Annotated in this window: 12 protein-coding genes; 8 read left to right on the forward strand and 4 right to left on the reverse strand. The window is 62.5% G+C overall.

Features of this window, described 5'->3' with window-relative positions; all coding sequences use genetic code 11:
- Positions 1–3 precede the first annotated feature (3 nt).
- The 4 genes from neuC to CCR97_RS03075 all read right to left on the reverse strand — a co-directional run bounded on the left by neuC (position 4) and on the right by CCR97_RS03075 (position 4613).
- Positions 4–1161 carry a UDP-N-acetylglucosamine 2-epimerase gene (neuC, locus tag CCR97_RS03060; protein ID WP_111356323.1) on the reverse strand — a complete coding sequence of 386 codons (1158 nt, stop codon included), beginning with the start codon at positions 1159–1161 and terminating at the stop codon, positions 4–6.
- Positions 1158–2327, reverse strand: a complete 1170-nt coding sequence (locus CCR97_RS03065) for an N-acetylneuraminate synthase family protein (RefSeq protein ID WP_111356324.1) — start codon at positions 2325–2327, stop codon at positions 1158–1160. Before CCR97_RS03065 ends, neuC begins: the two co-directional genes overlap by 4 nt.
- Positions 2296–3084 (reverse strand): hypothetical protein, encoded by a 789-nt coding sequence (locus tag CCR97_RS03070; RefSeq protein WP_111356325.1) that lies wholly within the window; start codon positions 3082–3084, stop codon positions 2296–2298. Before CCR97_RS03070 ends, CCR97_RS03065 begins: the two co-directional genes overlap by 32 nt.
- Positions 3085–3152: 68 nt before the next feature.
- Positions 3153–4613 carry a lipopolysaccharide biosynthesis protein gene (locus CCR97_RS03075; RefSeq protein WP_111356326.1) on the reverse strand — a complete coding sequence of 487 codons (1461 nt, stop codon included), beginning with the start codon at positions 4611–4613 and terminating at the stop codon, positions 3153–3155.
- Between the two features lie 181 nt (positions 4614–4794).
- On the opposite strand from CCR97_RS03075, the gene CCR97_RS03080 reads away from it, so the two are divergent.
- From CCR97_RS03080 to CCR97_RS32495, 8 genes are all read left to right on the forward strand, one after another.
- Positions 4795–5361, forward strand: coding sequence for an NUDIX hydrolase (locus tag CCR97_RS03080; protein ID WP_170145745.1), 567 nt, complete (start codon positions 4795–4797; stop codon positions 5359–5361).
- Positions 5362–5365: 4 nt separating this feature from the next.
- Positions 5366–6721, forward strand: coding sequence for a nucleotide sugar dehydrogenase (locus CCR97_RS03085; protein WP_111356328.1), 1356 nt, complete (start codon positions 5366–5368; stop codon positions 6719–6721).
- Complete coding sequence (locus CCR97_RS03090; RefSeq protein WP_111356329.1) at positions 6718–7701, forward strand: NAD-dependent epimerase/dehydratase family protein; 984 nt, start codon at positions 6718–6720, stop codon at positions 7699–7701. Before CCR97_RS03085 ends, CCR97_RS03090 begins: the two co-directional genes overlap by 4 nt.
- Positions 7702–7703: 2 nt before the next feature.
- Positions 7704–8951: a class I SAM-dependent methyltransferase gene (locus CCR97_RS03095; protein ID WP_111356330.1), complete on the forward strand. Its 1248-nt coding sequence runs from the start codon at positions 7704–7706 to the stop codon at positions 8949–8951.
- Between the two features lie 5 nt (positions 8952–8956).
- Entirely contained in the window at positions 8957–10006 is a 1050-nt protein-coding gene (locus CCR97_RS03100; RefSeq protein WP_170145746.1) for a Gfo/Idh/MocA family protein, read from the forward strand.
- Positions 9996–11279 (forward strand): glycosyltransferase, encoded by a 1284-nt coding sequence (locus tag CCR97_RS03105; RefSeq protein ID WP_111356332.1) that lies wholly within the window; start codon positions 9996–9998, stop codon positions 11277–11279. Before CCR97_RS03100 ends, CCR97_RS03105 begins: the two co-directional genes overlap by 11 nt.
- 234 nt (positions 11280–11513) lie before the next feature.
- The gene (locus CCR97_RS03110; protein ID WP_146618688.1) at positions 11514–11906 is read left to right on the forward strand and encodes a hypothetical protein; all 393 of its coding nucleotides are present in this window, start codon (positions 11514–11516) and stop codon (positions 11904–11906) included.
- Entirely contained in the window at positions 11899–12021 is a 123-nt protein-coding gene (locus tag CCR97_RS32495; protein ID WP_111356334.1) for an FkbM family methyltransferase, read from the forward strand. The genes CCR97_RS03110 and CCR97_RS32495 overlap by 8 nt, the downstream gene beginning before the upstream one ends.
- Positions 12022–12156 lie beyond the last annotated feature (135 nt).

A 12156-nucleotide genomic window follows, 5' to 3' on the forward strand; every position in this document is an offset into this window, starting at 1 on the left:
TGCTCAGTAGGTGATGCACTTCTGGACGTCGACCTCCTCGGTCGCGAGCACGTCGGCGATCTTGCGGCCGGCGCTGCCGTCGCCGTACAGCGGGTTCATCGCGTAATGGCCGTGCTTGACCTGCCGGGCGATCGCATCGCTGATCTGCTTCTTGTCGTAGGGCACCTCGATGACGTTCTCGCCGCGGTCGCGCATATTCTGCCGGGTGCCGATGTTGACCACGGGGGTGCCGATATAGGCGCCTTCGCGAATCCCGCTCGAGGAATTGCCGATCAGGCAGGCGGTCGCCCGCATCAAATTGACGTAAATGTCGATCGGCAGATTCTTGAAGAAGTGCATGCGGTCGTCGAGCTTGCGCTCGCGCCATTTGCGGATGCCGCGCGAGATGTCGTCGGAGCCGGCGTCGGCATTCGGCCACAACACGATGGCGGCGAGCCCCTGCTCGCGCACCGCTTCCAGCGTCATGGTGATCTGCGCTTCGCCGCTGCCGTATTCGGTTGTCACCGGATGCTGCGAGATCAGCACGAACGGCTCGTCGACCGGAAACCGTTCGCCGACTCCGATATCGAATAGCTGCTCGCTGATGCCGGTGCTGCAGTTCTGCAGGATCTCGGCGACCAGATCGATGCGCGGGCAGCCGACCAGGTGGACGTGCTGCGGCAGTTCGCCGAGCTTGACGATGCGGTCGCGCGCGCCGGGGCTGGCCGGAAAATGGATGTGGGCGAACTTGGTGACGGCGTGGCGGATGCTCTCGTCGATCGTGCCGCTGACCTCGCCGCCCATGGTGTGCGCGACGGGGATGTTCATGTAAGCGGCGGCCAGCGTGGTCGCCATGGTCTCGAACCGGTCGCCGACGGTGAGCACGACGTCGGGCGCCAGCTGCTCGAACAGCGTCGGCAGCTCGATGAGTCCGAGGCCGGTGGACTTGGCCATCGTCGCCGGGGTCTCGCCCTCGATCAGCATGGTGACCCGGGCGTGCGGGGTGAAGCCGTCCTTCTCGATCAAGTTCACCACCGAGCCGTAGCGGTCGAGCACCGCCGAGGCGGTGACGATCAGCTGCAGTTCGAGCGCCGGATGCTCCTTGATCGCCCGCATCGCCGACTTGATCGAGCTGTAATTGGCGCGCGATCCGACGACGACGCAGATCTTCTTCTTGCTCACGCGAAGTCCTCCAGGGAAAACTTGTGGTCCCGAGGAACCGCGTTGACCACCCGGCGACCGATCAGGTCGCGGTACTTGGCCGCCGGAATGCCGTCGCCCGGCTTCTTGAAAGCGAGATGGCTTTCGGCGATCTCGGTGCCGGCGGGCAGCTCGGCGGCGGCGACGATGCTCTTTTCGAAGATCAGCTTCATGTCGGCGACCGCGGACAGATCGTTTTTATCGACGGCGCTCGCCATCATCCGGCCGGCGTCCTTTAGTTCGCGGCACAGCAGCCGGAACTGGTCCGGCTCCATGCTGTGCTTGGCGTCGCTGCCGTACATAAGCCGCGAGAAGGTAAAGTGCTTCTCGATCACGGTCGCGCCGAGTGCCACCGCGGCGATCGGCGCGGCGAAACCCATGGTGTGGTCGGAATAGCCGACCGGCAGATTGTAGCGCCCCGCCATCTCGACCATGACATTGAGCCCGACCTTTTCGGGCGGACACGGATAGGCCGAGGTACATTGTAGCAGGGTGACGTGCCCCCCGCCGCGGCAGGCGGCGACCGCCGCGTCCAGCTCGGCCCAGCTGCTCATTCCCGACGACAGGAAGATCGGCTTGCCAGTGCCGGCGATCCGCTCCAGCAGCGGCAAGTTGCTCACTTCGCCGGACGGCACCTTGTAGGCGCCGACCCCGACCTGCTCGAGCAGGTCGACCGCCTCCAGCGAAAACGGCGACGACAGGAAATCGACCTTCGCGGCCCCGGCCACTGCGGCGAGGCGCAGCCACTGATCTGTGGAAAACCCGGTGCGGCGGAAATAGTCCGCGCGCGGCTCGGCGGAGAAGTACGACGGCGATGGCGCGTCGAGCAGCGTCTCGGCTTCGGCGACGTGGGTCTGGAACTTGACCGCATCGACGCCGCAGTCGGCCGCCGTTTCGATCAGCCGGCAGGCGTTGCCGAACGAGCCGTCATGGACGGAGCCGATCTCGGCGATCACATAAGGAACTGGGCGGTCCACGATCCAACCTCGCGCGTTCGCAGCAGAAATCGACGATAGAGCGGCGGCATACCGGAGAGCAGGGGGTTGTTCAAGGATGCCGGCCGGCCCTGCTCGAGAGCGCGCTGCGGGCCGGCAAATTTTCCCCGAGGCATCGATCTCAGCGTCGCAGCAGCCGGTACGACAGTCCATAGAGCTTGGTCGCGGCGGAATAGGCGCCGAGCTGCCACAGCGCTCTGACCATCGCCGGCTGGTGCAGCCCGAACTCGGTGCGCCACGCATTCGTAAAGAGCGACCGATTGGTGTCGTCAAGACGCAGCACGCCAAGCGAGGACAACTCTAGCGAGCGCGCGGCGGTGCCGCCGGCGAACGCGATCTCGCGCGCCCTGAGTTCTTGCCAGCGCGGACCCGGATCGTTCAGGGCGCGTTCGTAGAAGGTCTGCGGACCGCCGAGCCGCTCAAACAGCTCGCGCACCGCGCTGCCGGGTATCAAATTATGCAGGGCAACCACTTCGACCCGGTCGTCGACCCCGGCGGCCATCATCGAAATCGCCGGCCATCCCTTCGGGCCATCGGCGATCAACGCCAGCCGACGGCCGGCGCGGTCGCGCACCAATCTGCCGAACTCCTCATAGGCGCTGCCCTTGACCAACTGGATCGGCAGGTGTGCCAGCCGTTGGCGGCAGGCGGCGGCGCGCGCCGCGTCGTGCTCCAGATCGACCGAAGCGATCTGGCGGCCGTTATGGCTGGCCCAGTCGCCGAGAATTTCGGTCGAATAGCCGTCCTGGCGGCCGGATTCGATCACCCGGTCGACCCCCGCGACGCTGCAGACGGCGATGAAGAACGCCATCTCGGAGGGGAAAATCGCGCCTTCGACCCAACGCTCGACGTAGCCGCCGTTGAGCAGAATTTCGGCCGCGGTTTCAGCTGCTTCCCGGATGTCCGTCATCAATGGCTCGCTGTGTCACAATCTGGTTCGGCCACGGAATGAGAGCGTGGCCGATGGATAGTCGACGGCTAAAAGCGAAGCGTCCCCAACAGGTGAGCGAGCCGCGCGCGCTCGAGCACCAAAATACCGAGAACCACTCCCGCAAACAATCCGCCGCGCAGCGTCACGCTCATGGGAACCCCCGCGTTAAGAAGCCAGGCCGCAATAGTCAACACGATTCCGGCGACCACCCAGCGGTCCTGGAACTCAAGCCGGCGACCGAACGCTGCGCATTTCCAGCGCAGATACAGCCGGAAGACGACCGCTTCGGCGATCAAGACCGCGATCACCCCGGCAATTCCCAGCGAAAGCCCGTAGCCCAACACCTTGCCGACCACCACCGGCAGCGTGGCCAACGCCAACAACGACAGCCCTGCCCGCACCCGGCTGGCCGCCGCGCCGGCGCCTTCGGCAAAAACAAGCGCATTCTGCGCGCGCCCCGAGACCTGAATCAGCAGTAACACCGCCAGCCACGGCACCAGCGGCGCCGCCGGGGTCAGCCGGCCGTTGGTCAGCAGCGCGACGAATTCGGTTCCGAAGCAGGCGAATCCGATTCCGAACAGCGAGAGCAGGATGTGCACGAGCGTCCAGACCTGACCGGTCCTACGAAATCGGCTGTCGGCGTCGCGCGCTTCGGCCAGCGAGACGGACCACAGATTGTGGGCGAAGGCGTTAGTGGCGTTCATTTGCAGCCCGTAATACAGACGCGCGTGGCTGTAGAAGCCGACCGAAGCGACGCCCACATTGCCGGCGATCACGGCGTTCTCGCCGACCCCGCGGAGGCCGTCGGTGACGCCGGTGAACACCGCCGTCGGTGCGTGACGGCCGACCACCGCCAGCCAGCGCGCGCTCGGCCGCGTCCACGGCTGGGCGCCGAGCGCGAGCGCGGCGACCGCGAGCGAGGCAAGCTGCCCAATCACCGCGCCGGCGAACAGCGCGGTCGGCCCGAGATCGAGCCCGACCAGGCAGGTCAGCGTGCCGGCGAACGTCCCCACCGCCTGGGCGGCGATCTGCGCCGCGATCGCGTTGCCGCGGCCGCTGACCGAGAACACCGTGGTCGCCAGCGAGCCTAGGGAGCGCAGCGGAATGATGGCGGCGGCGAGCATTTCGGTTACCCGCGTGTCGGGCCCCCGCGCCTGACCGAGCACCACCGGCGCCAGCGCCGGCCAGGACAGCAGGAACGCAACGGCGAGCATAGAGCTCAAGACCATCGAGACCACGAAGAAGCTCGCGATCATTCGGCGCCGCTCATCGCCCGGCGATATGCCGTAGTGGGCCGGCAGCGCCAGTGCGCCACCGCCGTCGCTGAGGGCATTGGCGAACGCCGTCACCGACATCAGCAGTGCGAAATACCCGAAATCGGCCGCCGTCAGCTTGAGCGTGGTGAGCGGCAGGATCGCGACCGCCAGCACCGCCTGCAACGCGTTGGCGCCCAGAAACAGCAACACGCGCCCAGCGAAACGACCGCGTAATGCGGAATGGAACTTCATCTTGATGTCAGCTCGCTCCAACAATGCGGGAAGTCTCTCGCGCCATGCCGCAGAAGGCTTGGAAAAATATGTGCCAGCGTTGCGTCCTCAAGTTAAACGGTATAAGGAACTTGCCCTGCGGCATCCATCAGTGTTGGCAGAGGCCGTACTCCTGACCTAGCAAGCTCCGGCAATGACAATCATGAGCAGGATGCATCAGCCATTGCCGCGGCCTGAGATCGTTGCGATTTCTGAGATCAAGAATTCGCCCTGGGTCGTCACCCGCCAGAAATCGATTCGTTTTGCCGGACGGGCCGGGATTCACGACTATCATTCATTCGCCCAAGCGGATTATGTCTCCAGCCTGGTTGTGGCCGAAGACGGCACCATCCCCCTGGTGGAGCAATATCGTCCGGCGGTGGAAAAGTTTACCCTTGAATTGCCGGGCGGGCTGCACGACACCGCCGGTATACCGGCCGAAGCTGCTGTGCGGGAGTTGCGTGAGGAAACCGGGCTGACCGCCGTCGCCCCCCCGATTCCGCTCGGTAACCTCATGCCGGATTCGGGTCGGCTTGAAAACCGGCTTTGGGGGTTCTTCATCAACGCCGGCGCGCGCGCCAACGACTGGAACCCGGAGGACGGCATTGTCACGCATTTCGTCAGCAAACGACAACTGCGCGAACTGATTGCGTCCGGCGAATTCGATCACGCGCTGCATATCGCGCTGATCGGCCTCGCGGTCATGTACGGCCACTTTGCCTGGGATTGATGCAATGAGGATTGGAATCGACGAGGAAGTTTGCGTCCTCGGGCTCGGCTATGTCGGGCTGACTTTGGCCGTTGCAATGGCCGATGCCGGGTTCCGGGTGCAGGGCATCGAAATCCGAGAGCAGGTCCTGAGCCTCCTCGCCGAGGGCAAGGCGCACTTCTTCGAGCCGGGCTTGGAAAATCGGCTTGCCCGCGTCATCCGCAGCGGCCACTTCACAGCCCGCAAGACCATTCCGGAAAACTACAACGGGACCGTCTTCATCGTGACGGTCGGCACACCGCTCGGAGCCGACGGGCACTCGCGCCTCGACATGGTTGAAAGCGTAGCACGCGAAGTCAGCAGCCGTCTCAAGGACGGTGACCTTTTAATTATGCGCTCCACGGTAAAGCTAGGCACCACGCGCAAGATCGTCGTTCCGATCCTGCAGGCCTCTGGCAAGCGCTTCGATCTCGCGTTCTGTCCGGAGCGAACGCTGGAGGGCAAGGCGCTGACCGAATTGCGGCAGTTGCCGCAGATTGTCGGCGGCGACACCGAGGCCGCCAGCATCCGAGCTTCGCAACTGTTCAACCGGCTGACGCCGACCGTCGTTCGGGTCTCGGACATCGAGACCGCCGAAATGATCAAGCTGATCGACAACGCCTCGCGCGATGTCGCGTTCGCCTATGCCAACGAAGTCGCCCGCGCCTGCGATGCGGTCGGCATCAGCGCCGTCGAAGTGATCCAGGCCGGCAAGCTCGGCTATCCGCGGACCAACCTGCCAATGCCGGGCCCCGTCGGCGGCCCCTGCCTTGAAAAGGATCCGCATATTCTCGCCGAAGGATTGGCCGAGCGCGGCATGGCGCCTGCCATCACCCTTGCGGCGCGGCGCTTGAACGAAGACCAGCCGTCCGAAGTCGTCCGCTTTCTCAAGGAGCTTGCCGGCTCGCTCGACGGATTTCCTGCCAGGCCGACGATCGCCCTGCTCGGCATCGCCTTCAAGGGGCGACCGGCGACCGACGATCTGCGCGGCACGATGGCGCGCCCGGTGCTCGACGCGCTGCGCCAAGCCTTTCCGCAAGCGCGGCTTCGCGGCTACGACGCGGTCGTGGCGCCGGCGGAGATCGAGCGGTTCGGGCTGGAGCCCGCGCCCACACTCGAAGCCGCGATGGACGGAGCAAGCCTGGCGCTGATCCTCAACAATCATCCGGCGTTCAGCGCGGCTGATCCTGAACTGCTGGTTCAGCCGATGACTCGCCCAGCCATCCTGTATGATTTCTGGAACACTTTTTACGAGCACCGCTTTCACATGCCGGAGGGCACGCGCTACATAGCGCTCGGCAGTCACGGCAAGCCGGTGCTCCCGGAGTCCATCTCCTCATGACCCGTCAACTTCTCGTCACCGGCGGCACCGGCTTTATCGGTTCGGCCCTGGTTCGTGCCCTCGTTCGCAATGGCGATCGTGTCCGCGTGCTCGACGACAATTCCCGCGGAGCGCCGCGCCGGCTCGGCGACGTCGCCGATGCCATCGAATTCGTCGAAGCCGACATCCGTGACGCCGTCGCGGTCCGCAAAGCCGCCGCCGGGGTCGACTGTTTTGTGCATCTCGCCTACGTCAACGGTACTCGGTACTTCTACGAACAGCCGGAGCTGGTGCTCGACATCGCCATCCGCGGCATGCTCAACGTGATCGACGCCGCCCGCGCCAACGGTATCCGCGATCTGGTCCTGGCATCGAGTTCGGAGGCGTATCAGACGCCGCCGATCATTCCGACCCCTGAAGACGTACCGCTGGTGGTGCCGAACGTGCTGAACCCCCGTTACTCGTATGGCGGCGGCAAGCTCGCCTGCGAACTGATGGCGATCAATTACGGCCGGACCGGCTTCGACCGGGTCACGATTTTCCGCCCTCACAACGTCTACGGCCCCGACATGGGGCACGAGCATGTTCTGCCGCAATTCGTCGAGCGCGCCTGCAAGTTGATTGACGCAACTCCCGAAGGCAAAGTCGATTTCGAGATTCAGGGCGACGGCACGCAGACCCGCGCCTTTGTCCATATCGACGACTTCACCGAAGGGTTGATGACGGTAATTGACAAGGGCAAGCATCTCGAAATCTACCACATCGGCAACCCCGAAGAGATCACCATCCGCGATCTGGTGCTCAAGGTGTTCCAGACGCTCGGTCGCGAAGCCAACGTCATCACCGGTCCGCTGACCGAAGGCAGCACGCAGCGGCGCTGTCCCGACATTTCTAAACTGGCCGCGCTGGGCTATGTTCCCCGCATCTCGATCGACGCGGGACTGCCCCCGCTCGTCGACTGGTACGCCCGCCATCGCGCCGGCGACGCTTCCGAAGGTTGATCATGTCCAAGGCTACCTCAACTCCCGTCACGAACTGCCAGATCTGCGGCAGCGGCACTTTGAAATCGGTGCTGTTCGTCGGTTTCATCCCTCCGGTCAATACCATGCCGGAGGTCGGTTCGACCCCGGTGGAGCAGCCGGCCTATCCGCTAGAAATGGTACGCTGCGACGGTTGCGGGCTGGTCCAGATCGGCCTCGAGGTCGCGCCGGAGATCCTGTTCCCGGAAAGCTATCCCTATCTCAGCGGTACGACGCGCATCCTGCGGACCAATTTCGCCAATCTGCGCGACGAGTCACAGTCGCTGCTCGGCCTAAAGCCGGACCGGCTGGTCATCGATATCGGCTCGAATGACGGTACGCTGCTGTCGAATTTTTTTGAGTCCGGCTACCCCGTCTTGGGCATCGAACCGTCGCGCGCGGCCGACGTCGCGAATTCGAAGGGCGTCCGCACACTGAAAACCTATTTCAGCCGCCATACCGCGCAGAAAGTCGCCGCTGAATACGGCCACGCTCAACTCGTCACCGCTGCCAACGTGTTCGCGCACATCGGCAACGTCCATGCGGTGGTCGACGGCATTCTCGACCTGCTCGCACCCGGCGGCGTGTTCATCTCTGAGAACCACTATCTGCTGGATCTCGTCGAGACCGTTCAGTACGATACGATCTATCATGAGCACCTTCGCTATTATCACCTGCACAGCCTGATCGAACTGTTCGATCGCCACGGGCTCGAAGTGTTTCACACTAGGCGAATCCCGACGCACGGTGGCTCGATCCGAGTCTACGCTGCCCGCAAAGGCGAGCGTCCGATTCAGCCGTCGGTCGCCGAAACCCTGGCCGAGGAAAAGGCGAAGGGGCTTGCGGATGGCAGCGGCCTGAAGGCGTTCCGCGAACGGGTGATCAGCTCCAAGATCGAACTGTACGAATTACTGGCACCGCTGAAGCGCGATGGCGCCCGCATCTTCGGCATCGGCGCCCCGTCGCGCGCGAGCACGCTGATCAACTTCGTCGGACTCGACGACGGCATCCTCGATGCCGTTATGGAGGTTTCGGGCTCGCACAAGCTCGACAAGTACATCCCGGGCACCCGAATTCCCGTCCTCGACGAGAAGCTGCTGTATAGCGAGCAACCGGAATACGCCTTGCTGCTGTCATGGCACATCGCCGAGGAACTGGCCCAGAACCTGCGCAAGAACGGCTACCGCGGCAAGTTCATCGCCCCGCTGCCAACGCCGCGTATCATCGATTGACGGCAATGAACGGCGTCCTCCGCGTGGGGATTATTGGAATCGGATTTGGCGCAGAGGTCCACGCCCCCGCGTTCCAACGCATCGAAGGCTGTGAACTGGTTGCCTTTTTGGGCACCGGCGGCCCGCGTTCCGGCGAAATCAGCGAACGCTTCGGTTGCCCGGTCGATGTCGATCTCAACTCGTTTCTCGGTAGAGATCTCGATATTGTCACGGTGGCGCTGCCACCAACCGAGGTCGCGCCTGCGATCTCGGCAATCACTTCGGCAAAAATCCCTATTTTGTGCGAGAAGCCGCTCGGTTGTTCCGCGACGGAAGCAACTCAACTCGAAACGCAAACGCGAGGGCTGGTCACAGCGGTCGACTTCGAATTTGCTGAAATTCCTGCCTTCGCCCATTTGAAATCGATGATTGAAGAATCCGAGCTTGGCGAAGTTCGGTTCATCCAACTGACCTGGCTCACCGAATCTTACGCACAAAAAAAACGCAAATGGTCTTGGAAGACCGACGCTAATAAAGGTGGCGGTGTCCTGACTCTTCTGGGCACCCACGCACTGTATATCGCGGAATGGCTGGTCGGTCCGGTCGCCAAAGTACGGGCCGACCTTTCCAATAAGCGCACGTCTCTGTTCAAACCGACCGAGGCCGATGTTGCGGCTGAGGATACCGCCTTTGTCCAAATGCGCTTTGTCGGCAGCGCTTCGTTCGCCGGGACGATCGGCAACGCCCATCCAGGCAGCCATATTCATCAGTGGATCGTCGTGGGAGAGAATGGAACAGCTATCCTAGAAAATCGAACGTCTGACTATACGAGCGGCTTTACGCTGAACCTTTATGACGCAGATGGTCGGGAGCGGCAAAGCCTTGCCGATCCGCGCGCAGATGGCGATGGACGCATCGCGCCCTTTCTGTCGTTGGCGAATCGCTTTGTCGACAGCGTCCGCAATGGTACACAATGTCGTCCTGACTTCGGCGCAGGACGGCGTGTTGCAGCTTTGACGGAAGCGATACGGCGGTCGCACATCGCAGGAAGTTGGGAGACGCCACATGACATCTAAGGTGCGACTGGCCGTCGTGACGGCGAACCGGCCGCATCCGGCGCACAGCGTCAGGGCCGCAAACGTCGTCATTTTCGAGCTGATCAGAGCGCTCGCGGCTCGCCCGGAGTTGGAGGTCGGCTGGCTGCTCGTTGAACACGACGGTTCGTCCCTCGCAACCGATGACGAGAGAAACGGAAGCCAGTTCCTGCAAGACGCAGGCGTTTCCTTGATTGGCGAGATGACGCTTCCAAAGCCGACTCGCGTTGGCGGCCGTATCGAACGGTTGCTCGCGCCCAAGATCGAGCACTTCTATCCGGATTATGTGCACAGTGCCGTGATCGGGAGAGAGCTTTCCAATTGGAAGGCCGACGTAGCGTTCGTTCCATGGAGTGAGTGGCTAACGGCCGCGTGCGCAGACGTCCCTATGACAAAGTTCGCGTACTACGGTAATCCCGATCCGAAGACAGGCCGGGCTCGGACCCATCACGACATCCGTCTCGAAGGACTAAGTCTTTCTCGGCTTGCAACCCTTATCGGCCTCCGACAACTTGAAAAAATGCATCTGGCGGTGATGCACAAGCTCGATCTGATCGGCGATGTCGCTAATAACGATGCCGAATACTATCGCAACAACGGGTTCGACAATGCCTTCTACGTCCGCAATATCTGGATCGACCGGCTGGGTGAAACGTGGCGCCCCCGTCGCAGCGAACTCGAGTCGCCGACGCCGGTTCGCATTATTGCGAACGTCGGGAAACTGGGCGGCACTGCCAATCGGCTGGGAATGGAGTATCTAGGCCGCGAACTCTTGCCAGCCTTGCGTGAGCGCATGGCATCAGGAAGCTATTTGATCGAAATTCTAGGATCTGGCAATCTTCATCCTAAGATCGCCAACCTTCTCTCTGGACCAGATATTGTACTACGGGGCTTCGTCGACGACATCGACGAGGCCATGATGACAGCACCGGTCTTTCTTTGCGTGAACAATGCCACGAGTTTCAACGTGGGACACACGCGCTACCTCCACGCATGGACCCTCGGATGCTGCGTGATCGCTCATCGCAACGCGTCTTTGGCAATGCCGGAAATTGAACACGGCAAGAATGCGTTGCTCGGTAGCTCGGCCGCCGAGATCGCCGACCTGATCGCTACTGCTGCAGGCGATGCAACGCTGCGCAACAGGATCGGCGAAGGCGGCTGGCTAACCTACCGGGAACTATTTACGGCCGACCGGGTCGCGGAGCATATTGCTGAAAGAATAGTCAACCACTTTAGTTTCGATCGAGGTTGAGCCGCATTCAGTCGACACCTCCAACTCCTGCCAAACGCAAGGACAGCACGACAAGAGACGTGGCGAGCCGGACGTGATATTCATCGATCGCTCATTTTTGTGAGGTTAAAGAGAATTATGCTCAAAAAGACGATACGCTGGCTGCGGCGGAATCCTCTCGAGTTCGACGTCGGCAACTGAGAGACCGTTGCAGACCTGATCTTCCGTCCGCTTGACCAACGGCAGATCGAACCGGTGGTCGTGGACCTCGGTGCGCGGAACGGCATGATGCTGCTTCCTGATTGCTATGCCCAGCGCAGCAAACTGATCGGCTTCGAACCGAACCAGGAAGAATGGCAGAAGCTGGTCGCGCGCGACACCGACTCCCGCAAGGTCGGCGGGCATCTGCCGACCTTCAGAAGCGAAGAGTATCACCCCTACGCCGCATGCCGTTCTCGAGAGAGCCGGACGTTCTATATTACCAAAGGAGCCAGCGCCTGCACCATGATGGGCGAGGCGGTGCCGCAGACCACCAAATCTATGTATATGGACTACAATTCGGCGCGACGCGCCCAATCATTCTACGAGCTGCATGCCGAAGTGAAGCGGAGAGACGGTGGAGTGTCGCTCGCTCGACGAGATGCTTGACAACTCGCAGACCATCGATTTCCTCAAGCTCGATGTCGAAGGCGCCGAGCTGGCCTGCCTTGAGGGCGCCCGCAAGCTGCTAGAATATGGTAATACCAAAGGCCTCTGTGACTGACTCGCTGAGGATTCCGGGGAGCGGGCGGATGTGATTCGCTCGGCGCGGGAGGATTCGCGCCATGGCGACAGCGGTTGCTCTGCGGACGGATTTCTCGGCGGCCGATCTGCGGCGGCTGGCGGCGGCGTCGAAGAA

The organism is Rhodoplanes elegans (assembly GCF_016653355.1).
Classification (GTDB): Bacteria; Pseudomonadota; Alphaproteobacteria; order Rhizobiales; family Xanthobacteraceae; genus Rhodoplanes; species Rhodoplanes elegans.